The following is a 24,708-nucleotide window of genomic DNA, read 5'->3' as shown; positions in this document are numbered from 1 at the left end:
ATGGTCCCTGCAAACGGTTGTTTTTGGTTAACCGGTATCCGGAAGCCGCTCAATGCCTTGCGTCGAGACGCTGGCGAGGCCGTCACGGACATGAATGCCTGAGATCACGCGGTCCGGCGCGATTTCGGCCAGCGGCACCAGCACGAAGGCGCGCTCGAACAGGCGCGGATGCGGCAGGGTCAGGTCGGGCTTCTGCAAGGACACATCGTCATAGGCGATCATGTCGAGGTCGAGCGTGCGCGGACCCCACCGCCTCGCCTTGTCCCGCGTGCGGCCGAATTTCTGCTCGACCTTCTGCAGCACGAACAAAAGCGCGTGCGGATCGAGGCCGGTCTCGATCTCGACGCAGGCATTGATGAAGGGAGCCTGGTCCTCGTCGCCCCAGGGCGGCGTCGCGTAGTCGGACGAGCGCGCGATCAGCGCGGCTTGCGCCATGCCGCAGATATGCGCAATCGCCTTGGCGAATGTCGCGCGGACATCGCCGACATTGCCGCCGAGTGCGATCAGTACGCTGGCCATCAGGGATGCCGCGAGCGCGTCAGCATGATGCCGACGTCGTCGAAGATCGCGGCGATCGGCGCATGCGGCTTGTGCACGGTGATCTTCACGGCGCGGATGCGCGGGAAGTTGGACAGGATGGCGTCGGCCACCGCGCCGGCGGCGCGCTCCAAAAGCTTGTAATTGGTGTTCTTGAATGCCGCCGTCGTGGTCGCCACGACGTCGGCGTAGGATACCGTATCGGCGAGCCGGTCACTGCGCGAGGGCTCCGACAGATCGGTATAGAGTTCGAGATCGATGACGAAACGCTGGCCGACTTCGGTCTCGTGATCCATCACGCCGTGGCGGGCGTGGATCGACAGGCCGGTGACGAAGATCGTATCGGTCATTGCTTGCCCTCGATTGCGTTCGCGACCCGCAAGGCCTGCAAGGTCTCGGCGACGTCATGGGTCCGGATGATTTTTGCGCCGCGCTGCGCGGCGATCAGATGCGCTGCGATCGAGCCGGCGAGCCGCTCCTTCGGCTCGGACGGCGACACCGAGGCGATGAAGCGCTTGCGCGAGGCGCCGACCAGGATCGGCAGGCCGAACATCTCGAGCTCGCGTAAGCGCGCCAGCGCGGTCATGCTCTGCTCGGCGGTCTTGCCGAAACCGATGCCGGGATCAAGCACGATCTTGTCGCGCGCGATGCCGGCCTTTGCGGCGATATCCAGCGAACGCAGAAAGAACATTTTCATGTCCGTGATGATGTCGATGGCGGGATCGGCGTCGTCGCGGTTGTGCATGACGATGACGGGAACGCCTTTCGCGGCCACCAATGGCGCCATCGCGGCGTCGCGTTGCAAGCCCCAGACGTCGTTGGCGATTGCCGCGCCCTGATCGAGTGCGAAGGCCACCACCTCCGCCTTCATGCTGTCGATCGAGACCGGCACGCCGAGTGCAACCACGCCCGCCAGCACCGGCTTCAGCCGGGCGAGTTCGTCATCCGCCGTAACTGCCTTCGCGCTCCTGTAGGGCCGGGTGGACTCGGCGCCGATATCGATGATGTCGACGCCATCAACGATCATCGCCCGCGCCCGCGCGAGCGCCTGCTCGGGCGCGATGAACTCGCCGCCATCGGAGAAGGAGTCCGGGGTGATGTTGAGCACGCCCATCACTGCCGGGACAGGCCGTTCCAGCAGGGTCCGCAGCGTACCTGGCCCGGCCGAGCCGGCCGGCGGGACGGATGGGGAAGGCGAGGCATTCATGCGCGTGGCTTTGCGCGGTCGGGGAGGGGGAGTCAAGACCAACACCTCCACTGTCATTGCTCGCGAAGGCGGGCAATCGAGCATCCCGATGCAGTGGGCGTGATACGGAGGCGGGCGCGGCGTACCGGATACCGCCTTCGCGGGTATGACGCCGAGCGCCGACACTGCAGGTCGTACGCCGAGAAGGAAGCCTAATACGTAATCTTTGGCTGCAGCTTCTTCGCCTTGGCGATGATGTCGCCGACCGATTTCTCGGAAGGCAAGATGCGGAGCAGCTTCTTCTTCTCGTTGGCGTCGCGCATGCTCTGGGCGAGCCTTGCCGGATTTCGGTAGGCGAGCTCACGCACGGTGGTGACGCCGGCGGCGCGGACCAGGCCGACCTTGGCGCGGCCCATGCCGGGGATGCGCATGTAGTCGGCGACGTTGGCCCATTCCAGCAGCAGCTGCTCGCTGATGCCGGTCTTGGCGGAAAGCGCCTTGCGGCCCTTCACCGTACCGGCCGCCTCGAGTAGCGCATCGGTGGTGCGGATGCCCTGCCCCTTTAACTTGTTGGCGGCAAAGACCGACAGGCCCTCAATCTCGGAGATCGGATATGTCATGATACTCGATATGAAATATGAAATGCCCAGGCTTCAGGCGAACTGGCTGAGGCCCGGCGTCCCCGCAACGATCTTGCCCATCTGATCTGCTCCGATTTTGTCTCGGCCGAAGCGGAAAAGTTCACGAGCGACGTTTTGAATCTCGGACATGCCAAGTCCGAGGCCCATCAGGCGCGTGCCCACTGCCATCAAGCCGCCACCCATCAGCCGCGACAGTCCGCCGCCGCTCCTGGACGCCTCGATCGCGGCTTCCGCTCCGGGGATCTGATCGATCAGGGCCTGCACGCTATCGGAAGGACCCTCGCTGCGGAGGAAGCCCAGGATGATACCGACGGTCTTTTCAGCGACAGCACCATCTATGCTGGCGTTTGTCGCCAGCCGCCCGATCAGCTCGTCCATAAGGCCCGCCCCTCAGCCGGTTTGCTTGCCGGAGTATTGCTTTCGAAAATGATCTTGAGCCGGTGTGATGTGAAATACAAGCGATGAACGCAGCCGTCGTCGCGATTCATCTTCGAACGCGCGGAAAGTGTTGCAGCGGTGCAAGAGCGGAGATGGAATCGGCGAAAAATTGCCGCGTTGCGAACACCTCGTTCCTACTTTCGGCTGATGTCGTCCACCTATCCGACAATGTCGCATCTCGGGCGCGTTGAACGGCTTCAATCGACGTGCGACATGCGTTAAACTACGGAACTGCCGCATTGAGTTTCAATACGCGAAACCCGGCAGAGATATCAGTGAGAATAATGACCGCACAGGACAGCAAGCTCGGCGATACCGACGACAAGATCTTCGTCGGCAAGGGAGACGAGCAGGCATGGCTGACGCTGGCGCTCGCCAATCGCCATGGTCTCGTCACGGGTGCAACCGGAACCGGCAAGACGGTGACGCTGCAAGTGATGGCAGAAGGATTTGCGCGTGCCGGCGTTCCGGTCTTCGCGTCCGACATCAAGGGCGACCTCTCCGGCATCTGCGAGATCGGCGTGCCCGCGGACTTCATTCTCAAGCGCGCTTCCGAGATGGGATTGACGTTCCAGCCCGACCAGTTCTCGACGGTGTTCTGGGACGTGTTCGGCGAGCAGGGCCACCCGGTGCGCGCCACTGTCACGGAAATGGGGCCGCTTCTGCTCGCGCGCATGCTGGACCTCAACGATGTGCAGGAAGGCGTGCTCAACGTTGCCTTCCGTGTCGCCGATGATGCCGGCCTCACCCTGATCGATATGAAGGACCTGCGCGCGCTGCTCGACGCCATCGTGCCGGATACAGGCAAGAAGGGCGCGGATGCCCAAGAGAGCCCGCTGGCCGACGTCAAGAAGGCGGCGCAGGGGTTCGGCAACGTCACCAGGGCCACGGTCGGCACCATCCAGCGCCAGCTGCTGGTGCTGGAGAACCAGGGCGGCACCAAATTCTTCGGCGAGCCAGCGCTGACGCTGAAGGACTTCATGAAGACCGACCGCGAGGGCCGCGGAATGGTCAACATCCTGGTTGCCGACAAATTGCTTCAGAGCCCCAGGCTTTACGCGACATTCCTGCTGTGGATGTTGTCGGAGCTGTTCGAGGAGCTGCCCGAAGCCGGCGATCTGCCGAAGCCAAAGCTCGTGTTCTTCTTCGACGAGGCGCATCTGTTGTTCAACGACGCGCCCAAGGCGCTGATGGACAAGATCGAGCAGGTGGTCCGCCTGATCCGTTCCAAGGGGGTCGGCGTCTACTTCGTGACGCAAAACCCGGTCGACGTGCCCGACCGCGTGCTCGGACAGCTGGGCAACCGGGTGCAGCACGCGCTGCGCGCCTTCACCCCGCGCGACCAGAAGGCGGTCGCCGCTGCGGCCCAGACCTTCCGGCCCAACCCGAAGCTCGACACGGCCAAGGTGATCATGGAGCTCGGCAAGGGCGAGGCGCTGGTGTCCTTCCTGGAGGGCAACGGCACGCCCGCGATGGTGGAGCGGGTGATGATCCGGCCGCCATCAGCCCGCATCGGACCGATCACGCCGGATGAGCGTAAGGCGATCATGGCTGCAAGCCCGCTGAAGGGAAAATACGACACCGCGGTCGATGCCGAGTCCGCCTACGAGATCATTCAGAAGCGCATCGCCGGCACGGCGGCCACAGCGGACGGCCCTGCTGGCGCAAGCGGCGGCGGTATCCTGGGCCAGATCGGCTCGATCGTCGGCACCATCTTCGGCACCAACCTCAAGCGGGGCCGCTTGTCGGCCGGACAGGTCATTGCGCGGGACGTAACACGATCGGTCACCAACCAGGTGATCGGCGGGATGGCCGCCAATATCGGCAAGTCGGTCGGCGGCCAGCTCGGCGGCTCGATCGGCCGCACGCTGGTCCGCGGCGCGCTCGGGGGATTGCTGCGGCGCTAGATCAGGCAGCTGATTTCAAGACATCTTTCAAGACCTCGTTGAGGCAATCCGCTTCCTGTTGTGATCCGGCCTCGCTCCGCTCGCGGGGAGGGCCGGATCACCAGCGCTACAATTTCAGGTGAGGGGCTCTCCAACCCTGCGCCGGTCTGCTAGGTCCTGTCCATCGCCGCACAGGACCACTCCCGTGACATCGCCCGCCCGGTTAGCCAAGCCTGACGCGCCCAGACGCCTCTCGCTGCGCGCGCCGCTGGACCTGCTTTTTCTGCTCTGCTGCATCCTGCTGACCGCGGACGTGCTCGTCCCCGAGATGTTCGGCAGCGGCAAGACCAAGGATTACCCGCTGTGGTACTGGGCCGGGCAGCAGGTCTTGCGGGGCGAGCCATTCTATCCCGCCACGGCCATCGAATATTTCGAGTTCATCTATCCACCGCTCCCGGCGATCCTCCTGGCGATCCCGAGCTGGTTCGGCAAGATCCCGCTCTACGTCGTCCTGTCGATCCTGAATGCGGTGGCGTGGTGGTACGCCGGAACGTTCTCCCACGTCATGACCGGCTCGGACCGCAAGCCCGGTCCCTGGCTGGAAGCGCTGCCTGCTGTCGTCACCGTGCCCTTCGTGTTCGACATGTTCGACCTGGGCCAGCCCAACCTCGTTCTGCTCGCGATGATGCTCTACGGTTTCTGGAGCTTGCAGCATCAGCGGTCATGGCTCGCCGGCTTCATGTTCGCGCTCGCCGCCGCCATCAAGGTGTTTCCGATTGTGGTGCTGCCCTATCTGATCTGGCGGCGCAAATGGGAGGCTGTCGTCGCTACGGTCGCCTTCACCGGCATTCTTCTCTTTGTCGTGCCGGCCCCGATCCGCGGCTTCGAGCGCAATGCGGCCGAGCTTGCGCTCTGGTGTCAGGGGATGGTCGGAACGAGCTCGGAAAAGGGCTTTGGCCAACGCGAGGAGCAGAACTGGTCGTGGGTCAACCAGTCGCTGATCGCGGTCACGCACCGCCTGGTCCGCCCGATCAACTACAATCAGGACAGTCCCAATAAACCGCCGCGCACGATGAACATCATCGACGTCGACTACAGGACCGCAAACTGGATCGTGCTGGCGTTCTCCGCATTGCTCGGGCTCGGCTTCGTCGCGATCATGCCACGGCAGGCGCGGCGAACGGCGCGCTCGGATGCCGAGGAGCTCGGCATCCTGTTCTGCCTGATCACGGTGGCCTCGCCCCTGGCGCGGCAATACTATTTCATGTGGCTGTTCTTCCCGATGACGGTCTTGATGCATCGCGCTGCCTTCGACACGCGGCCAAAGGTACGCCTGGGAACCTGGCTCGCCCTCGGAGCTGGCGGCATTCTCATCCTGCTGGCGTTGCCGTGGTTTCCAACTGCGTTCCAGGCGTGGGGCAATAACCTTCTCGCGACTGCCGTTCTTGCGGGTACGCTCGCATGGCACATCCGCCATCCGTCGGTTGCGGCTGGCTCCTAGCCTGCGACGGAGTTAAAACCCTGGCATCTTGAAACGCCGTCTTAAGACTCAAAAGTCAGGAATCCGACCATGGCCAATGCGCAGCTTCAATCCGTGCTCGACCACATCGACAAGGATTTCGACAATAGCCTGGAGCGCCTGTTCGCGCTGCTGCGGATCAAGTCGATCTCCGCGGATCCGGCCTTTGCCGGGGATTGCAAGGCGGCGGCGGAGCATCTTGCCAAGGACATCGCTACTCTCGGCATCGCCACTGAGGTGAGGCCGACCGCCGGCCATCCCGCCATCGTCGGCAAGACCGGCGCCGGCGGACGGCCGCATGTGATCTTCTACGGTCACTACGACGTGCAGCCGGTCGATCCGCTCGATCTCTGGCACCGGCCGCCGTTCGAGCCGGTGGTCACCGATCATGCCGACGGCCGCAAGATCATCGTCGCGCGCGGCGCCGAGGACGACAAGGGCCAGGTGATGACCTTCGTCGAAGCCTGTCGCGCGTGGAAGAAGGTGACCGGCTCGCTGCCGATCGACATCACCTTCCTGATCGAAGGCGAGGAGGAGGTCGGCTCGAAGAACTTCGTGCCCTTCATCGAGGCCAACAAGGACGAGTTCAAAGCCGATTACGTGCTGGTCTGCGACACCGGCATGTGGGACCGCAACACGCCGGCGATCACCACCTCGCTCCGCGGGCTGCTCTATGAAGAGCTGAAGATCACCGCCGCCAATCGCGACCTGCATTCCGGCGTGTTCGGCGGCAGCGCGATGAACCCGATCCGCCTGCTCACGAAAATTCTGGGCGGTCTGTTCGACGACGACAATCGCATCACCATCCCCGGCTTTTATGATGGCGTGAAAGACCTGCCGCCCGACATCCTCGAGCAATGGAAGAAGCTCAACCTGACGCCGGAGATGTTTTTGAAGCCGATTGGCCTGTCGATCCCCGCCGGGGAGAAGGGGCGCCTCCTGATCGAGCAGGCCTCGTCGCGCCCGACTTGCGACGTCAACGGCATCTGGGGCGGCTATATCGGCGAGGGCTCCAAGACGGTGATCCCCTCGCATGCCTCGGCAAAGGTCTCGTTCCGCCTGGTCGAGGGGCAGGACCCGCAAAAGATCCGCAAGGCCTTCCGCGATTACGTCACGGCGCGCATTCCCGGCGACTGCAAGGTCGAGTTCGGCGACCATTCCGCCGCGCCTGCCGTCGCACTCGACTGGAACATGAAGCCGCTCGCCGCCGCCGGCAAGGCGCTGACGGAGGAGTGGGGCAAGGAGACCGTGCTGATGGGCTCCGGCGCCTCGATCCCGATCGTCGCCGATTTCAAGCGCACGCTCGGCCTCGACTCGCTGCTGGTCGGCTTCGGGCTCGACGACGACAACATTCACTCGCCGAACGAGAAGTACGACCTGCGCAGCTTCCAGAAGGGCATCCGCTCCTGGGCAAGGATCCTCGCGGCGCTGGCGGAGGTGAAGTAAGGGCGGCGATGCCGTGGGGGGTGGGCAGAGGCGCATAGCGCCGCCCACCATCCGTGCGAGGTCTCGATAGCAGACGTGGGCACGCTTCGCTTTGCCGACCACGAAGCTCACAAAACAAAAACGCCGCCCGGGATTGGGCGGCGTTTCATTCCAAAAGGCGTAGAGGTTAGTTGGACGCTACCCTACACCAAATCCCGAAAATTTCAAGAGCGGTAGCCCGGCAGCTCGCGGTCGAGCTTGCGCAGCAGCGGCGGCCATACGAGGTTCGTGGCGCGCAGCTCGGCGCGGTCGCGGTTGGCGAGCAGCTCGGTGTTCTTCTCGATCGCAATCTCCTCGACCGGATAGACCGGCGTGCCGAGTGCGCGCGTGCGCACCTGCATCGAGCAGGCGCGCTCGAGATGATACATGCGCTCGAAAGCCGAGGCGACCGAGCGGCCGACGGTCAGCGTGCCGTGGTTGCGCAGCAGCATGTGATTGTGGTCGCCGAGATCCTTCTGCAGCCGCGGCCGCTCCTCGTGGTCGAGCGCGATACCTTCATAGTCGTGATAGGCGAGGTCGTGGGTGACGAGCTGGGCGGTCTGGTTCAGCGGGAGCAGCCCTTCGGCGCTGCTTGACACCGCGGTGCCGTCGAGGGTGTGGAGATGCAGCACGCAGATCGCGTCCTCGCGCACCTCGTGGATCGCCGAATGGATGGTGAAGCCGGCCGGGTTGATGGTGTATTCGCTCTCGGAGAGCTGGTTGCCGTGCAAATCAACCTTGACGAGGCTGGAGGCGGTGATCTCGTCGAACATCAGTCCGTAGGGATTGATGAGAAAGTGGTGCTCGGGGCCGGGCACGCGCGCGGAGATGTGAGTGTCGACCAGGTCGTCCCAGCCGTACAGCGCGACCAGGCGATAGCAGGCGGCGAGATTGACCCGTTGCTGCCACTCGGCCTCCGTCATATCAGACGGCACTTCTTTCAGGCGCGCTTCCGCTGGCGACATGGCTGGTCTCTCCGAACATCGTTGTTGCGGGGAGGGAGGCTAGTCTTGGTACCGGCTGGCTGCAAGGCGCGACAAGCGCGCGGCAGTTCAGCGTAGCCTGCATGGAGCGCTTGCGGAATGCGGGTGAGGTCCCGGATTTGGCTTGCGCTTCATCCGGGCTACGCCAAGAAGAAAAAAATTACGGCGCCGGGATCGATAGCAGGCTGGAAATGCTGCGGCCGCGGATGTCGTAGACGCGAGCGAACACCACGTCGTCGCGCTTGATCTCGACCATCACGGGCGCGGTGAGGCCCTTGCAGTAGAACTCGCCGAGCGTCATCGCGAAATCGGCCGCGTTGGAATCCCAGCCGATGGTGAAGTCGGGCCCGAGCGCGACCTGGGCCGGGCGCTGCGGACCGCAGACCGCAACCTTCCATTTGCGATTGGTCGACGGCACTTCCTGGCGCTCGACGATCTGCTCGCGCAATTCGTCGGAAGCCTGCTTCAGCGCGAGGCCCCAATAGTCCAGCATGAAGCGGTCGTCGGCGCCGCGCACGGTGCCGGCGATGTGGTTGAAGTGGGTGTATTGATAAGGATGCAGCCGGATCATCTCGGCAAGCGACAGCGCGAGGCCAAAGCAGAAGGTGGCGAGCACGACCGGCTGCCAGGTGCGGTGATTGGCGCGCAGGCGCTCCATGGCCCAGCCGAAAGCGACGCCGCCGAGCACCGCCATCGGCGGAATCACGAACACGAAATGCCGGATGCCGTTGTACAGCGCCGGCCGCTTTACCATCGCGATCGCCAGCGGCAGGGTCGCAGCCAACGTCAGCATCAGGAGGATGGTCTTGCGCCGCGCCGGAACCTCGCGTCGCGGCAGCATGGCGAAGGTGCTGACCACGGCGCCGGCCATCAGCACCAGCATCACCTCGGGCAGCTGCAGCGCGAACAGCGTCGGCAGATAGGACCAGGGCATGTCCGGCACCGACACGATCGCGCCGTCGAACATCTCCTTCCACGGCTTCTCGAAGAAATGCGAGAAGTAGGTCAGCGCCTCGAAGGGATTGCCGGGCTCCATGATCGACCACGGCCAGATCAGCCCCATCACGAGATAGCCGAATGCGAGGCCGGGCAGCAGCACAAAGGCGACATGGGCGAAGCGGCGGACCGATTCGCGCAGGCCCTCGCTGCGCAGTTCCTCCAGGAACAGCGGCATGAAGCCGAACACCGCGTAGACCAGCGCGAGCCCGCCGAGAATGCGGCAGCCGAGCGAGAGGCCCGCGCCGAGCCCGACGATCAGGATCGTGCGCGGCGACGGTTGCGGATATTCCTCGGCAAGCCGGATGAGGCCGAGCATCAGGATGATCATGGCCACCGCGAAGGGCGCGTCCTTCGGGTTCATGAACATGTGGCCGTAGAAGATCGGGCACAGCGCCAGCAGCAGGAGTGAGGCAAGACCGGCAAGCGGTCCGCCGATGCGGCGGCCGAGCCGCCACGTCACCGCAAGTCCGATCACGCCGACGATGGCTCCGACCAGACGCCGCGTCTCGAACAATTCGAGCGGAATGATCTTGTGCAGGAGGGCCGCGACCATGTCGAAGCCGCCGCCATACATATAAAGGTTGGCGAAGGAGAGCGCCGCGGTGTCCTTGAAGCCGGAACCAAACATGCGCAGCAACAAATCGGCATATTCGGCGTGTGTATAATCGTCCCAGCCGAGGCCGTAGTCGCGGAAGGTCAAGCCGGCAATGACGGCGACCGCCGCCAGCACCAGCATGGCCAGATCGTCGCAAGTCCGTTCGACCGAGCGCCGCTGAGGCGTGTCGATCGCCGAAGTCGTGATGGATGTCATGGCTATCGGTGCCCCGGAATCCCCTCTTGGGCCTGCTGGCGCGCGCGGGCCTCAACCCCGGACTCCCTATAGCGCAGTTCCATTACCAAGTAATTGGGCATTATGGCTAAATTCCTGATGCGACGCAGCAATTCCGGATAATGACAGTAGTCTAGCAGTAGCGAGCCTTAACTGAAGGGAATGTGAATAAGTCCCTGATTTCCTTCCCGTTAGGAACGCTGCCTGCAATTCGCCGTTGGCGCGGAACATCGTATGACGGTATCGTGGCGTGACGGGTCGCGTGCGGATGTGCGGCCGGGGGTGAGTTCGATGACCTTGGCATTGTTGATCGCGGGGATTTTCGCCGTCGTGGCGGGCCTCCTTTCGATCCTGTTTGGCTTCTCCGTCAGGGAGTTCAGCCTCGGCAGCCCTCTCATAATCTCGGGCACGATCGCCGTCTGCTCCGGAATGCTACTGGCCGGCCTCTATGTCGTGGTCGCGGAACTGAAGGGGATCGCGCGCCGGCTGGCCGGTGCAGCTGCCTCGTCGGAGCTTCGGGTCAGGCCCGTGCTGCCGGGCCTTGCCGCATCCGGGCCGGGTCTTGCCGGGCCGGGCGCAGCTGCGCCCGAGCCGATGCCCGCTTCGGCCGCAAGGACCGAGCCGCCCGCGCCACCACCCGCGGCAGGCCCGCCGCCATGGCAGAGCGAAGCTGCCGCGCGCGAGCGTCCGCCTGTCGAGGTGTCGCCGGAGCCGGAAGCTCCGGCACCTCCGGAAGCGCCGCGACGGCGCAACCTGATGTTTGCTTCAACCTCGCGCAAGGAGCGCGAGCGCGCAGACGCGAAGGCCATCGAGGGGGCGCCGCCGCAGCTTCCTCTGGAGCCCAGTGAGGCCCTGAACAGTCCGCCAGCAACCTTCGACGATGCCTGGCCGAAGCCGGACCGCATGCGTCCGCCGGAGCCGCCGGCCGCCTTGCGCCGCCCGCCGTCGCGCTCGCCGTCGACCTTTGCGGAGGCCGCTCCGCCGCCCGCACCTGAGCCGCCGCCAGTTCTCGAGCAGCCGGCCGTGACCGTGCTCAAATCCGGAATCGTCGACGGCATGGCCTATTCGCTCTATTCCGACGGGTCGATCGAAGCGCAGATGCCGGAGGGCATGATGCGCTTCGCCTCGATCGACGAGCTGCGCTCCCATCTCGACCAGCGGGGCTGAGACGGCGGCGACCAACTACCTCATCAGTCATAAGCCCATCCTCGGCAGTTGTCGTATTTCCGCCGAACGTATTGTTGACACGCAATAGCTCGGCGTCGTCTATCCCGTGAGGCGCAAGGTGGAGAGAGGGCGGGCCCATGTCGGATGCCGGGGCTAAGAATTTCATTGAGCTGACCGCGAGCATCGTGTCGGCCTATCTCAGCAACAATCCGACGCCGGCTGCGGAGATTCCAAACCTGATCAGCCAGGTGCATGGCGCCCTGGTGCGGGTGTCGTCGGGCCGCACCGAGACGGCGCCGCTCGAGCCGGCCAAGCCGGCGGTTTCGCTGAAAAAGTCGATCGCGCCCGATTATCTGGTCTGTCTGGAAGACGGCAAACGGTTCAAATCGCTCAAGCGCCATCTGCGCACGCAATACAACATGACGCCGGAGCAATACCGCGAGAAGTGGGGCCTGCCGGCCGACTATCCCATGGTCGCGCCGAACTACGCAGTGGCGCGCTCGCAACTGGCCAAGCAGATGGGCCTCGGACAGCAGCAGCGGAACAAGGGGAAGTAGAGCCAGCGAGATTTCGCAGGATGGGCGAAGGCGCTCTTGGGCCGTGCCCACGAGTTTTCTCGATCACACTCAGAAGGTGGGCACGCCACTTTGCCTACCTTACAAGACTGCGAAGATTCTTACGACGCTTCCGCGAGCGCCTCTTTCGCGTCGGTCTTGATCCGCTCGACCATCGAGCGCAGGCCGTTGGAGCGCTGCGGCGTCAGATGATCGCGAAAGCCGAACTCGTTGAATACCGCGATCGCGTCGGTATCGAGGATCTCCCGCGGCGTGCGGCCCGAATAGAGCGATAGCACGATCGCGACCAGCCCGCGTACGATATGCGCGTCGCTGTCGCCGCGATATTTCAGGATCGGTGCGCCATTGCTGCGGTCCACCAGCTTCTGCAGCCAGACCTGGCTGACACAGCCATTCACCTTGTTGGCAGCGGAGTGTTCCGCCTCCGGCATCGGTTCCAGAGTGCGGCCAAGCTCGATGACGTACCGGTAGCGGTCGTCCCACTCGTCCAGAAGCTCGAAATTGTCCCTGATTTCGTCGATCGTCGTCATGCTGACCCGTGTTCCCGCTTCCCGCCAATATAGGGATGCGAGGAGCCGAAATCGATAGGGTTCGGCGCTAATTCGCCGGCTGTGGGCCGCGCCATTCCAGTGCGAGGTCGTCCTGGTTCAGCGTGTCATGCGGCGCTTCGCTCGAGGCGCCATCGCCTTCGCCGGCCACCGCGATCGAGCCGGTATGGTCGGGCGCCTTCTTGTCGTTCTTCTCGTTCTTGTCCTTGGTGGTCTGCTCGTTCTTGTCGTTGATGATCTGGTAGATCTTGCGTGCGCCGTCCTGGGCGCGTTGGCCGATGATGGTCGCGGCCTGTCCGCCGACCTCGCAGGCCGCCGGCTGGCGTTTGCAGAATTGGGTCATGTCGGAGACGGCCGCGGTCGCAGCCTGCACCGCGTCGGCGGCGCCGATCTGCGGCAGCTTCTCCGATTCAGATGTCTTGTCCCTGGGCAGGAGCACCAGCACCAGCCCGAGCCAGAATGTGATGCGAAGCAGAAAGCGCATCTTTGTCGACCTGTATGTTAGATCCCGCCCGCGGCGATCTCCGCGGAAGTCGGACCTAGCAACTCTCGATAAATCGCAAGTGATTGCCTTGAGCTTAATTCGCGGAAAATTTACGCAAAATTCCCGGGGATCGAAGGTGTCGTAAATTTTCGATTGACGCCGAGGCCGGTGATTCTGCTGCCAGGCCGCATCCACCAATTCGAAACCATGAGCGGGAAGGTGAAACCCTGTGTTCACCATCCTCACTGAAGACGTCGGCAAATCATCTAAAAAGCCCCGCGATGTCCCGGCGTCCGGCCGCACTCCGCGCCGCTTTAGCACTCGTTTAAGGTCGCTCTGACACGGTGGCTCAACGATAAGGAGGCGTTCCGGCGCGTCTTCTAAAGACGATTGAGCTGAAGCGCGAGACCCGTGACAGTTTTGAGTATCATCCGCGATTGTCTCGATGCGCTGCTGCATCCCTCCGCGCGTTACGATGCGCTGATGCGAGCGCGCCATCGTGCCTTCATGGCGCCGCGTCTGCTCGGCAGCCTGGCGGCCTTTGCCGCTTTCCCGGTCTATCTCGCCATGCGCGGCGCGCCGAGCGCGATCGAGGTCGCCGCTTTCGCATGGCTGATCGCGCCGATCCTGCTATCCTGGTTCCTGTCGCGCACCGGCCGCTATGAAGGTGCGCATGTGCTGTCGTCGTTGGCGCTCGCCGGCCTGATCATGGCGGTGGCGGGCACGACGGGCGGCATCGGATCATTCGCCGCGGTCTGGCTGGTCGTGGTTCCCCTCGAAGCCGCGCTGTCGGCCTCGCGCCGGGTCACCGCCTTCGCGTCATTGCTCGCGCTGTCCTGCGCGGGAATCCTGATCCTCCTCAGTCAGCTCGGCTGGCTGCCGTCGGCAGACACCAGCGTCGCAGAGCGCGGCGTGCTGATGGCGTGCGGCGTCGCCTCGGCGACGCTCTATGCCGCGGGCCTCGCCTTCGGCGCGGAATCGCTCGCGCGCACCGGCGTTGCGCTGCTGTCGCGCGAAGAGGAACGCTATCGTCTGCTCGCGCGCAACATGAGCGACGTGATTTCGCGGCATCAGCGCAACGGCGCGGTCCAGTTCATCTCGCCGGCGGCGGAGGCTATGCTCGGCATGCCGGTGGCGCAACTGCTCGGTCATGGCCTGTTCGACCGCGTCCATGTCGCCGATCGCCCGGCCTATCTCACCGCGCTGTCCGATGCTGCGCGCGGCGATGTGCGCAGCGTCGAGTTCCGGCTGCGCCGTGAGCCGGATGGGTCGGAGCGCGGTCAGATCGATTTTCTCTGGGTGGAGATGCGCTGCCGCCCCTTCGGCCACGATATGGGCCAGAATCCTCATAGCGACGTCACGCGCGAGGCCGAAGTCGTCGCCGTGATGCGCGACGTCACCGGCCACAAGCTTTCCGAGCAGGCGCTGGATCAGGCGCGCAGCGCCGCTGAAGCAGCCGATGCCGCCAAGACGCGCTTCCTCGCCACCATGAGCCACGAGCTGCGGACGCCGCTCAACGCCATCATCGGCTTCTCCGAGATGATGACGCAGGAGCAAACCCTGATGCTGGGTGCAGCCCAGCGCAAGGAATATGCCCAGCTCATCAACGATTCCGGCCAGCATCTGCTATCGCTCGTCAACGGCATCCTGGACATGTCGAAGATGGAGTCGGGTCATTTCGAGATCGCGTCCGAGCCGTTCGCGCCGCGCGCCTCGCTGATGCATTGCTGCAACCTGCTGGCGCTGAAGGCGCGGGAGAACGGCATCGACCTCGTCACCGACGCGCCGCAGGATCTGCCCGTCATGACCGGCGATCCCAGGGCTTTCAAACAGATCGTGCTCAATCTTGTCGCCAACGCCATCAAGTTCACCGAGCGCGGCGGCCAGGTTTCCGTTTCCGCTGCCGTGACGGGATCGCAGCTGACGCTGCGCGTCAGCGACACCGGCGTCGGCATCGCGCCCGACGATCTCAAGCGTATCGGCGCGCCGTTCTTCCAGGCGGGCAAGACCTATCAGCGCCGTCACGAAGGCACCGGCCTCGGACTTTCGATCGTAAAGAGCCTCGTGGCGTTGCATCTCGGCGAATTGACGGTACAAAGCAAGCTCGGGGAGGGCACCGCCGTCACCGTCAAGCTGCCGCTCGTCTACACGCCGCCGCAAGTCAAGCCGGTCGAGAGCAAGATCGCCACGCTGACGCCGGTGCTGCGCCAGGAAACTCAGGAACAAACTCAGGATCAACCCGCTCTGGTGAAGAAAAGTGCCTAGGAAGTCTGCAAAGGACGAAGCCGCTCCCCGCCGCCGTGGCGCCAAAGCCGCGGTTGTGGATGTCGAGACCGAGCGCAATTTAGTCATGCGCGTGCTGCTGCACAGCCCCAAGGACACGCTGGCCGGCCTCGTCGCCGTCGCCGCGATCGGTGCGATCGTTGCCAATGCGCTGTTCCTCCAGACCGGCCGGCATCCCGCGCCGATGTTCGGCACGGTGATCAATCTTCCCGCGCCGTCCTCCGCGTCGCTGTCAAATCCGTTGCCGCGTCCGCGCCCCGTCGGCGCCGACACATCGCCGCTCGAGCCGCGTGCGACGGAATTCCGCGCCGAGCCCAGACCCGCCGAGCGCGCCGCCGAGAAGGCGTCCGAAAAGCCCGTGGAGGCGACCGCCTCGATGCGCTCGAACGATCCGATGGCCAATCTGGTCAAGCAAACGACCTCGCCGCCGCCGTCCGCTATGCGTCCGCCGGCCCCCATTCCCGTGCCGCAGAGCCCAGCCGCACGGCGTATCGCCGGCGTGCAGCGCGCGCTGTCCGAATTTGGCTACGGCAATTTGAGGATCACGGGCACGATGAGCGGAGAGACTCAGTCCGCGATCCAGAAGTTCGAACGCGAGCACAAGATGCAGGTCACCGGCCAGGTGTCCGACCGCCTGCTGCGCGAGCTCGGGGCCGCGATCGGCCATCCCGTCGAATAATATCCACGCGCGTGCGACGGCTGGCGCTGGCTGCGCGGCTGGCCTATCGTTCGACTCATGCGTTTGAAATCCAACATATGGGTCGCGGCTTACCTGCGCCGGTGCCAGACCGAGGGCGTGTTCGGCGCGGTGCGCCGTCGCGGTGCCGAGGAAGCGGGCGCGGTGTTCGTGAAGGTGTCGCTGCTCGACGGCAATGCGATGCTCTACGTGCCGGCGCCTCAGACCGTTTATGACGATGAGCGCCCCGTCGATCGCTTCTTCGTGCCGGTCGCGCCGCAGTCCTTGCCGGAGCATACCATCGAGGAACGGCTGACCAGGGAAATCCGCTTCGATCCGGACGCCTGGATCGTCGAGACCGAAGACCGCGCCGGGCGGCATTTTCTGGAACTGGCGAAGGCGTAACTGCTGCTCGCGGTCGTTGCGAGCGCAGCGAAGCAATCCAGAATCCTTCCGCGGAGGGACTCTGGATTGCTTCGTCGCAAGAGCTGCTCGCAATGACGAACCGGGAGAGATGCTGCGCGCCTGACGCTCGGTGTCAGGGCACGAGCAAATCAGCGTTCCGACGATCCGTCGGTACCGGTGCGGCGCGGCGGCATCGCACCGGGCTGCACGCCCGGCCGCGTCTGGCTCGCGCCGGCGCGGGCGCGCTGGCGTTCGCCGTCGTGCAATGACGACTGGTACTTTGCGCGGGTGACGGCGAGCGTCGAGCCGCGCCAGGCCGCCAGCATCACCAGCGCCGAGCGGTCGCCGAGGCGGTCGTAGAGCCGCGACAGCCGGTACACCTCGTTCACGGACGTGCCGATCTCCGGCTTGAAGAACAGCAATATGCGCTGGAAGTTTGGGCTCGGCATGTCGAGCGCCCGCGCGGCAACCGCGAGCGCTTCGCCGCCGGCGTCGTCGACGATCTGGGTTGCGACGCGCGAGGGCAAGATCAGGCTGTCGCCGAGCTCCAGGGTGAAGTTGTCGGCATCGCCCGCAATCGCCGCCATCTCCAGGATCTGGATCGCGCGCTTGGCACGCAGGGTCGGAATCCGGGGCGCGGCCTTCAGCGGGGTCTGCGCCAGATTGTGCAGGATCAGCGCGCGCTCGGATGCGCCGGCGCGGAAGAACATGTCGTGGATCTCGGCGGCGTCCTTCGGCTGCATCGCCATGTTCGAGGCCATGCGCAGCTCAGCGTCCGAGGGCGTGCGGACCGGCGCAGGGGCGGGTGCGGGAGTTGGGATCTCGCGGGCGAGCGGAACCCTGCGGCCTTCCTGCGCGGCGACCAGCCCGAGTTTCTGCAGCACTGCGACGGGCGTCTTCGGATAGATCGCGAGCTTGGCCTTGATGGCCGCGCGCGTCGCATCGTCGACCTGGTCGATCAGCCGGGTTGCAAGCTCGGTAAACTGACGCCGTTCGTCCTCGGTGTGGGTGCTCTTCTGGACGTAAAGGTCGGTCAGCACGCGCAGCAGCGTCGGCCGAACATCGACGCCTTCGCGACGGGAGAGGGACATCAGCCCGTCGAATCCGGGAAACAGCGACTTGGTCATGGAGAGATACGCGACCTGGAAGAGATACTCGTCGCCAGCCTATCGCAGGCTCCTTTAAAGGCTCGTTAAGGAAAACGAGGCGTGAAGCCGAACGCTCGACTTGTCGCGATCGCGGAACTCAACGGGGGCGCCGCGGCCCGCCCGTGCGGATACGGTTCGATCGGAGCGTTTACACCCCGTTAACCATGAACTGATCTTAATGAATTGCATGTTGCAGGGGCGCATTCGGTCGCGCGGCAATTGAAGAGAGCTGACATGGGGACCATCATTGAATTTCCGGCCGGTCGCCGGGTGGGCTCGTCGGGGGATGTCGCTCCGCGCACGGACATGGGAACGATCCTGATCCTTCCCGTCATCCGTATCGAGCGCGAGGCAGATGAAACCAGCGGCGATCACGGGCCTGAGCAGGGCACAGCGCCGGGGCGCCGTCGTCGCCGTCGCTGACATCCGGCTTCGTGCAATGCCGGACACCATCCGCCAGATCCGGCCCGTCATATCGGCCGTCCTGCTCGCAGCCACGCTCGGTGCGTGCAGCGGCGGTGATTTCGGCCGCACCCGCGAGAGCATGCGCAGCGACGACATGCATCGCTGGCTGGGCGCGGAGGTCACCTCCAGCGTCGGCCTGAAGCCTTCGCAGTTCCAGCTCACCGACGAAGAGCGTCAGCTGCGCGACCTCGCCTATCCCATGATCGAGCCGCCGCTGTCGCGTCCCGCCTGGAAGAGCGTGTTCGGCGACTACAAGCCGCTGCCATCGCCCTGGCGTCAGAAGATCGTGTTTGACCGCACCATGTACGGACGCACGCTGATCGACGAGCCGCACCGCTCGCATTCCTCGCGCTATGCGCAGCTGATCGAGGACGTGCGCAACGACGTCACCCGTTTCGAGCCGTTCTTCGGCAGCGCGATCCGCGTCATCGATCTCGACAGGAAGCGCGATGCCAGCATGGCGCGCGTTTCCGCGCTTTCGCCCAAGGAGAGGGACGACGCGGTCGCGCGCATGCAGGAGAACTCACTGATCGTGCAGTGGGTGCAGCAGTGCCTGGAGCAGCGCGTCTCGTCCTACCGCTGGGCGCTGGAACGCCTGGTGATCCAGGCCCCCGACGTCATGGCTGCCGACGCCGACCGCCTGATTGGCGAACTCGCCGCCCAGACTGCCAACCCGCCGGTCCAGGGGCAACCGCCTTACGGCCGCGCGGTCGTCTCGAAGGGCTGACGGTTTTGCGCCGCGGCCTCCGCAGCCCGGCGACCGGCCAGCACCCCCATCACGAATGCTTGACCGGGATCAAAGAATGCCTCGGACGCCGGAATATGTTATCTAGACCCGACCCGAAAGGTAAGTCGATATCGATGCGGTTCGTCCGTACCATCCTGGCATTCGCGATCGCCATATCCCTGGCGATGCTGCCGGTCGGCGTGTCCGCTTCTCGCCTCGCAATGTCGTCGGACGATATGCAGGCGGCGATGCACATGAGCGCCGCCGAGATGGCGATGGACGATTGTTGCCCCGACATGAAGGGGACGCCCTCCGAGTCTGGCGGCCACAAATGCGGGATGGGCTTTTGCTGCGTCGGCGGCACCATTGTGCTGGATGACATCAGGCCCGTCGCCTTCGGGCATTTCGCCGTAACGGCGAGCAAGATCGCCATTCCCGCGGACCAGGTCGTGTCCTTCCGCGGCGGCAGTCCTCCCTTCCGACCTCCTCGAATCTGATCTCGCTCAGCCCTGAGACGCGAGCTGCACGCTTGCTCGCGACGACGACTGACGTGCGCGCCATGCGCCACGGCGAGAGATCAATTCATGAGGACAGGACAATGCTCTCCAAATTCAGCGCGGCGCTCGCCGCCACCCTTTCGCTTGCCGCTTCCGCGGCGATCGCGGGCGGCGCCGACTACGCCTTCGAGCCCGTCAATGCACAAATGAAGAAGGGCGACGACGTCACGCTGTCCGTTCGCCTGACCAACAAGCAGACCGGCAAGCCGGTGGCGGACGCCGTCATCTTCAAGACCCGCGTCGACATGGCCCCGGACGGGATGGCCGAGATGGAATCGGCGGTGGCGCCGCTGCCCTCGAAGGAGCCGGGCGTCTACGCCTTCAGGACAGATCTGCCGATGGCCGGCCGCTACCAGGTCACGCTGTCGGCAAAGGTGCAGGGCGAGTCGGAGACCGTTACCGGCAAGGTGATCGTCACGGCGACCAAGTGAGCGTTCGGACGCCGCTCGCGGCGTCCGAACTTCTCTTTCCCATTCACATGGACGCGCGCCGAGCGCGAGAAGATACACGATGAAGACGCTGCGTCTCCTGACGACTCTCGCTCTGGGCGGTGGCCTGGCCTTGGGCGCGTACTGGTCCTCGAACGGCGGGCGCTGGTCCGTTCATGCGGAGGTGACCCCGGCTGCGGCACCAGCGGACCGAACTCCGCTCTACTACCGCGATCCCAGCGGCGCGCCGCTCTGGTCCGCCGGTCCGAAGAAGGACGACCGCGGGCGGGATTATCTGCCGGTCTACGAGGACGATAAGGCGGTCGCGGCGGGACCGAAGCCGCCGCAAGCGGCTTCATCGCGAAAAATCCTCTACTATCGCAATCCCATGGGCCTGCCCGATACCTCGCCGGTTCCGAAGAAGGATCCGATGGGGATGAACTATGTCCCCGTCTACGAAGGCGAGGAGATGGACGACGGCATGGTGAAGCTTTCGCCGGGCAAGATCCAGCGCACCGGCGTGAAATCCGAACCCGTCGAGCGGCGTGCGATCCGCGTCTCGGTCAAGGCGCCCGGCACGATCCAACTCGACGAGCGCCGCGTTTCGGTGATCGCGATGCGCGCCGAAAGTTTTGTGCAGAAGGTCGCCGACGTGACCACCGGCACGCGCGTGAAGGCGGGTCAGCCCTTGATGGAGATCTACAGTTCGGCGGTCGCGTCGGCGGCGGCGGAATATCTTGCGACGATCACTTCCAGGACGGTGGGCGGCGTCGAGATGTACGGCCGCGGCTCGCGGCAGCGGCTGGCCAATCTCGACGTCCCCGAGCAGGCCATCGCCGAGATGGAGCGGGCGCGCGTCGCACCCGTCACCGTGCATTGGTCGGCGCCGCGCGACGGCGTCGTGCTCGAGCGTAACGCGATCGAAGGCATGCGCGCCAATCCCGGCGACGTGTTGTTCCGAATTGCGGACACGTCGCTGGTCTGGGCGCTGGCCGACGTCGCCGAGCGCGATCTCGGCAATATCGCGGTGGGGCAGTCCGTGGCGGTGCGCGCGCGGAGCTTTCCTGGCCGTCTCTTCGGCGGCAAGATCGCCGTCATCTATCCGCAGGTGAACCGCGATACCCGGACGGTTCGTGTCCGGATCGAGCTCGCCAACCCCGATGCGGTGCTGCTGCCGGACATGTACGTCGATGCCGACATCGACACGGCGGATGGCGCGCCCGTGCTGGCGATACAGGATAGCTCCGTGCTCGATACCGGCACGCGCCAGGCCGTCCTCGTCGACAAGGGGGAGGGGCGCTTCGAGCCGCGTGAGGTGAAGCTCGGCCGGCGCGGCGGCGGCTACATCGAAGTGAGGGACGGACTTGCGGACGGCGAGGCGGTGGTCACATCCGCCAACTTCCTGATCGACGCGGAAAGCAATCTTAAGGCCGCGCTCAAAGGCTTCGCTGAGGCGGCGCCTCGCGCTTCCGAACCCAGCCATGCGACGGGAGACCACAAGTGATCGCCCGCATTATCGCCTGGTCCGCGCGCAACCTGCTGCTGGTGCTGTTCGGTACCGGCTTTGCGGCCGCGGCCGGTCTCTATGCGCTGATCCATCTTCCGCTGGATGCGATTCCGGACCTCTCGGACACGCAGGTCATCGTCTATACCGAATATCCCGGCCAGGCGCCGCAGGTGATCGAGGACCAGGTCACCTATCCCTTGACGACGGCGATGCTGACCGTGCCGAAATCGAAGGTCGTGCGCGGCTTCTCGTTCTTCGGAGTGTCGTTCGTCTACGTGATTTTCGAGGACGGCACCGACATCTATTGGGCGCGCTCGCGCGTCCTTGAATTCCTGAACGGCGCGTCATCCAGACTTCCCGCCGGCGTCAGCCCGACCATCGGGCCAGATGCGACCGGCGTCGGCTGGGTCTACCAGTACGCCGTCCTGTCAAAGGAATTGAACCTGGCGGATACCCGCACGATTCAGGACTGGAATTTGAAGTTTGCGCTGGCCAAGGCCGAAGGCGTCGCCGAGGTCGCCAGCATCGGCGGCTTCGTCAAGCAGTACAACGTGGTGCTCGATCCGCAGCGGATGCGGGATCGCGGCATCACCATGCAGAAGATCCGGGAGGCGATCCGCGCCAGCAATGCCGACGTCGGCGGGCGCACCGTCGAGCTCGCCGAGTTCGAATACGTTATCCGCGGCAAGGGCTACATCAAAGGCATCAACGATCTCGGCAACATCGTCCTGAAGACCAGCAATGGCACGCCGGTGCTGCTCCGCGACGTCGCCAATGTCGAGCTCGGACCGGACGAGCGCAGGGGCATCACCGAGCTGAACGGCGAGGGTGAGGTCGCAAGCGGCATCGTGCTGCAGCGCTTCGGGGTCAATGCCCTCGACGTGATCGAAAACGTCAAGAAGCGCTTCAAGGAGATCGCGAGCAGCCTGCCGGCGTCGGTGGAGATCGTTCCGGTCTACGACCGCTCCAACTTGATCTACGCGGCCATCGACACGCTCAAGCACACGCTGTTGGAGGAGAGCATCGTCGTGGCGCTGGTCTGCATCGTGTTCCTGCTGCACGTCCGCAGCGCGCTGGTCGCGATCCTGATGCTGCCGGTCGGCGTGCTGATGGCGTTTGGTGCCATGAAGCTGCTGGGCCTCGGGTCGAACATCATGAGCCTGGGAGGCATCGCGATTGCGATCGGCGCCATGGTGGATGCCGCGATCGTCATGATCGAGAACGCCCACAAGCACCTCGAACGCGCCGGGCCAGATCGGTCCCGCGTTCAGATCCTGATCGATGCAGCGTCCGAAGTCGGCCCGGCGCTGTTCTTCAGCCTGCTGATCATCACCGTGTCGTTCATGCCGATCTTCACGCTGGAATCGCAGGAGGGGCGGCTGTTCAGCCCGCTGGCGTTCACCAAGACGTTCTCGATGGCCGCTGCGGCCCTGCTGTCGGTCACCCTGGTTCCGGCGCTGATGGTGATCTTCGTCCGCGGCCGGATCGTGCCGGAGGGCAGGAATGTCATCAATCGTTTTCTGATCTGGATCTACCGGCCCGTGATCAAGGGCGTGCTTCGCGCCAAGACGCTGGTGATCCTGGCTTGCCTCGCAGTCATTGCCGTCACGGCATGGCCGGCCCGCCAGCTTGGCACCGAGTTCATGCCGGCGCTGAACGAGGGAACGCTGCTCTACATGCCGACGACGCTGCCCGGCATCTCGGTGACCAAGGCGGCCGAGCTGATGCAGACCCAGAATCGCATCATCAAGTCGTTCCCGGAGGTCGCGTCCGTCTATGGCAAGGCGGGACGGGCGGCAACCGCGACCGACCCGGCTCCGACCGAAATGTTCGAGACGGTGGTCAATTTGAAGCCGAAAGAGTCGTGGCGCCCCGGCGTCACCATCGACAGTCTCGTTGCGGAGATGGACAAGGCGCTGCAGTTTCCCGGCGTCACGAACGCCTGGACGATGCCGATCAAGGCGCGCATTGACATGCTGTCGACGGGCATCCGTACGCCTGTTGGCGTCAAGGTCATGGGCACCGATCTCGTCGAGATTGACCGGCTGGCGCGACAGGTCGAACGGGTGATCAAGACCGTCCCGGGAACGTCGTCGGCTTACGCTGAGCGCGGCATCGGCGGCTACTATCTCGAAATCGTCCCGGACCGCGAGGCGCTCGCCCGCTATGGCATCCTGATCCAGGACGTTCAGGATACGATCGCGGCCGCTCTCGGTGGTCAGACGGTGACGACGACGGTGGAAGGCCGGCAGCGGTTCACGGTAAATATGCGCTATCCGCGCGACCTGCGCGACAATCCAAAGGCGATCGCCAGCGATATCCTGGTACCGATGCCGTCGGGCGGCGCCGTGCCGCTCGGCGAGGTCGCGAAGGTCGAGCCGGCCCGGGGACCGACGTCGATCCGGACGGAAAACGGTCAACTGGCGACCTACATCTACGTCGACATCCGCGATCGCGACATCGGCAGTTACGTCACTGATGCGCAACGCGCCGTGACGGAAAGCATCCAGTTTCCCGCCGGCACCTACATCCTCTGGAGCGGCCAGTATGAATATTTGCAGCGGGCCGCCGCCCGCCTGAAGATCGTGGTGCCTGTAACGCTCACGATCATCTTCCTGCTGCTGTACCTGAACTTCAGGGCCCTGACCGAAACCCTCATCGTCATGCTGTCGCTGCCGTTCGCGCTGGTCGGCGGCATCTGGATGATGTGGTGGCTCGGCTTCAACCTGTCGGTCGCGGTCGCCGTCGGCTTCATCGCGCTTGCAGGGGTCGCCGCCGAGACCGGTGTCGTGATGCTGATCTATCTCGATCACGCACTGGCCGAGATGAAGGCGAGGCGCGGCGCCGAGAGCAGGGTCTTCACCCGGGGGGATCTCCACGACGCCATCATGGTGGGCGCCGTCGAGCGCGTCCGACCCAAGATGATGACCGTGGTCGCCATCATGGCGGGCCTGCTGCCGATCATGTGGAGCACCGGTGCCGGATCGGAGATCATGCAGCGCATCGCCGTGCCGATGATCGGCGGGATGATCTCATCGACGCTGCTGACGCTGATTGTGATTCCGGCGATCTTCGGCCTGGTCAAGGCGCGGGGACTGCCGGGCGGCGAGCAACCGGCGCTCACCGACGAACCGGCCGCGGATTTGGCGGACGCAATGCACCCTCCGCAAGCGGCCGAATAGGATCAGTGGCGGACGCGACCAGCTGGACCCGCCTATCCCCCTACAACGCCCGGGATCTCGCGCCGGCCGGTCGG

General features: G+C 64.7%; 24 protein-coding genes. 14 read left to right on the top strand and 10 right to left on the bottom strand.

The window, feature by feature from the left end:
• Positions 1-27 precede the first annotated feature (27 nt).
• The 5 genes from folK to IVB28_RS22780 all read right to left on the bottom strand — a co-directional run bounded on the left by folK (position 28) and on the right by IVB28_RS22780 (position 2,742).
• A complete protein-coding gene (gene folK, locus IVB28_RS22800; RefSeq protein WP_247529193.1) occupies positions 28-519 on the bottom strand; it encodes a 2-amino-4-hydroxy-6-hydroxymethyldihydropteridine diphosphokinase in 492 nt (163 codons plus the stop codon).
• A complete protein-coding gene (folB, locus tag IVB28_RS22795; RefSeq protein WP_247316710.1) occupies positions 519-887 on the bottom strand; it encodes a dihydroneopterin aldolase in 369 nt (122 codons plus the stop codon). Before folB ends, folK begins: the two co-directional genes overlap by 1 nt.
• Positions 884-1,744, bottom strand: coding sequence for a dihydropteroate synthase (gene folP / locus IVB28_RS22790; RefSeq protein ID WP_247529192.1), 861 nt, complete (start codon positions 1,742-1,744; stop codon positions 884-886). Before folP ends, folB begins: the two co-directional genes overlap by 4 nt.
• Before the next feature lie 191 nt (positions 1,745-1,935).
• Positions 1,936-2,343: a DUF4332 domain-containing protein gene (locus IVB28_RS22785; RefSeq protein ID WP_247529191.1), complete on the bottom strand. Its 408-nt coding sequence runs from the start codon at positions 2,341-2,343 to the stop codon at positions 1,936-1,938.
• Between the two features lie 33 nt (positions 2,344-2,376).
• Positions 2,377-2,742: a DUF2267 domain-containing protein gene (locus IVB28_RS22780; RefSeq protein ID WP_247313707.1), complete on the bottom strand. Its 366-nt coding sequence runs from the start codon at positions 2,740-2,742 to the stop codon at positions 2,377-2,379.
• Positions 2,743-3,086: 344 nt separating this feature from the next.
• On the opposite strand from IVB28_RS22780, the gene IVB28_RS22775 reads away from it, so the two are divergent.
• The 3 genes from IVB28_RS22775 (at position 3,087) to IVB28_RS22765 (ending at position 7,653) form a co-directional block, all read left to right on the top strand.
• Complete coding sequence (locus tag IVB28_RS22775) at positions 3,087-4,709, top strand: helicase HerA-like domain-containing protein (protein WP_247529190.1); 1,623 nt, start codon at positions 3,087-3,089, stop codon at positions 4,707-4,709.
• Between the two features lie 184 nt (positions 4,710-4,893).
• Positions 4,894-6,189, top strand: a complete 1,296-nt coding sequence (locus IVB28_RS22770) for a glycosyltransferase family 87 protein (RefSeq protein ID WP_247529189.1) — start codon at positions 4,894-4,896, stop codon at positions 6,187-6,189.
• Between the two features lie 69 nt (positions 6,190-6,258).
• Positions 6,259-7,653 (top strand): M20/M25/M40 family metallo-hydrolase, encoded by a 1,395-nt coding sequence (locus IVB28_RS22765; protein WP_247529188.1) that lies wholly within the window; start codon positions 6,259-6,261, stop codon positions 7,651-7,653.
• Between the two features lie 203 nt (positions 7,654-7,856).
• Here IVB28_RS22765 and IVB28_RS22760 read toward each other — a convergent pair whose 3' ends face one another.
• Both IVB28_RS22760 and IVB28_RS22755 read right to left on the bottom strand, forming a co-directional pair.
• Entirely contained in the window at positions 7,857-8,636 is a 780-nt protein-coding gene (locus IVB28_RS22760; RefSeq protein ID WP_247529186.1) for a class II aldolase/adducin family protein, read from the bottom strand.
• Between the two features lie 178 nt (positions 8,637-8,814).
• Positions 8,815-10,464, bottom strand: a complete 1,650-nt coding sequence (locus tag IVB28_RS22755) for a glycosyltransferase family 39 protein (protein WP_247529185.1) — start codon at positions 10,462-10,464, stop codon at positions 8,815-8,817.
• 309 nt (positions 10,465-10,773) lie between these two features.
• Between IVB28_RS22755 and IVB28_RS22750 the strand changes: the two genes are divergently transcribed.
• Complete coding sequence (locus IVB28_RS22750; RefSeq protein WP_247529184.1) at positions 10,774-11,649, top strand: DUF308 domain-containing protein; 876 nt, start codon at positions 10,774-10,776, stop codon at positions 11,647-11,649.
• A 137-nt stretch (positions 11,650-11,786) separates the two neighbouring features.
• A complete protein-coding gene (locus IVB28_RS22745; RefSeq protein WP_247529183.1) occupies positions 11,787-12,206 on the top strand; it encodes a MucR family transcriptional regulator in 420 nt (139 codons plus the stop codon).
• A gap of 119 nt (positions 12,207-12,325) precedes the next feature.
• Here IVB28_RS22745 and IVB28_RS22740 read toward each other — a convergent pair whose 3' ends face one another.
• Together IVB28_RS22740 and IVB28_RS22735 are read right to left on the bottom strand one after the other, a co-directional pair.
• Positions 12,326-12,754: a SufE family protein gene (locus tag IVB28_RS22740; RefSeq protein ID WP_247529182.1), complete on the bottom strand. Its 429-nt coding sequence runs from the start codon at positions 12,752-12,754 to the stop codon at positions 12,326-12,328.
• Between the two features lie 67 nt (positions 12,755-12,821).
• Positions 12,822-13,256 carry a DUF5330 domain-containing protein gene (locus IVB28_RS22735; protein WP_247529181.1) on the bottom strand — a complete coding sequence of 145 codons (435 nt, stop codon included), beginning with the start codon at positions 13,254-13,256 and terminating at the stop codon, positions 12,822-12,824.
• 411 nt (positions 13,257-13,667) lie between these two features.
• Here IVB28_RS22735 and IVB28_RS22730 point away from each other — a divergent pair, with 411 nt between their 5' ends.
• Genes IVB28_RS22730 through IVB28_RS22720 form a run of 3 tightly spaced genes read left to right on the top strand, consistent with a single transcriptional unit; the run spans position 13,668 to position 16,620 of the window.
• Positions 13,668-15,521, top strand: a complete 1,854-nt coding sequence (locus IVB28_RS22730) for an ATP-binding protein (RefSeq protein ID WP_247529180.1) — start codon at positions 13,668-13,670, stop codon at positions 15,519-15,521.
• On the top strand, positions 15,514-16,218 hold the full coding sequence (locus IVB28_RS22725; RefSeq protein WP_247529179.1) for a peptidoglycan-binding domain-containing protein: 705 nt from the start codon (positions 15,514-15,516) through the stop codon (positions 16,216-16,218). Before IVB28_RS22730 ends, IVB28_RS22725 begins: the two co-directional genes overlap by 8 nt.
• Before the next feature lie 57 nt (positions 16,219-16,275).
• Positions 16,276-16,620: a DUF1491 family protein gene (locus tag IVB28_RS22720; RefSeq protein WP_247529178.1), complete on the top strand. Its 345-nt coding sequence runs from the start codon at positions 16,276-16,278 to the stop codon at positions 16,618-16,620.
• Positions 16,621-16,769: 149 nt separating this feature from the next.
• Here IVB28_RS22720 and IVB28_RS22715 read toward each other — a convergent pair whose 3' ends face one another.
• Positions 16,770-17,747: a DUF2336 domain-containing protein gene (locus tag IVB28_RS22715; protein ID WP_247529176.1), complete on the bottom strand. Its 978-nt coding sequence runs from the start codon at positions 17,745-17,747 to the stop codon at positions 16,770-16,772.
• A 255-nt stretch (positions 17,748-18,002) separates the two neighbouring features.
• Between IVB28_RS22715 and IVB28_RS22710 the strand changes: the two genes are divergently transcribed.
• From IVB28_RS22710 to IVB28_RS22685, 6 genes are all read left to right on the top strand, one after another.
• Entirely contained in the window at positions 18,003-18,191 is a 189-nt protein-coding gene (locus IVB28_RS22710; RefSeq protein WP_247529174.1) for a hypothetical protein, read from the top strand.
• A gap of 16 nt (positions 18,192-18,207) precedes the next feature.
• Positions 18,208-18,960 (top strand): hypothetical protein, encoded by a 753-nt coding sequence (locus IVB28_RS22705; RefSeq protein WP_247529173.1) that lies wholly within the window; start codon positions 18,208-18,210, stop codon positions 18,958-18,960.
• A gap of 134 nt (positions 18,961-19,094) precedes the next feature.
• The gene (locus IVB28_RS22700) at positions 19,095-19,457 is read left to right on the top strand and encodes a hypothetical protein (protein ID WP_247530138.1); all 363 of its coding nucleotides are present in this window, start codon (positions 19,095-19,097) and stop codon (positions 19,455-19,457) included.
• 101 nt (positions 19,458-19,558) lie between these two features.
• A complete protein-coding gene (locus tag IVB28_RS22695; RefSeq protein WP_247529172.1) occupies positions 19,559-19,948 on the top strand; it encodes a FixH family protein in 390 nt (129 codons plus the stop codon).
• A gap of 79 nt (positions 19,949-20,027) precedes the next feature.
• The gene (locus IVB28_RS22690) at positions 20,028-21,449 is read left to right on the top strand and encodes an efflux RND transporter periplasmic adaptor subunit (RefSeq protein ID WP_247529171.1); all 1,422 of its coding nucleotides are present in this window, start codon (positions 20,028-20,030) and stop codon (positions 21,447-21,449) included.
• Positions 21,446-24,634: an efflux RND transporter permease subunit gene (locus IVB28_RS22685; RefSeq protein ID WP_247529170.1), complete on the top strand. Its 3,189-nt coding sequence runs from the start codon at positions 21,446-21,448 to the stop codon at positions 24,632-24,634. Before IVB28_RS22690 ends, IVB28_RS22685 begins: the two co-directional genes overlap by 4 nt.
• Positions 24,635-24,708: the final 74 nt, after the last annotated feature.

Origin of the sequence: Bradyrhizobium sp. 199, from assembly GCF_023073355.1 — a bacterium.
Classification (GTDB): Bacteria; Pseudomonadota; Alphaproteobacteria; order Rhizobiales; family Xanthobacteraceae; genus Bradyrhizobium.
The sequence above is the reverse complement of the archived record's forward strand: the minus strand, read 5'-3'. Positions and strand labels throughout refer to the sequence as shown.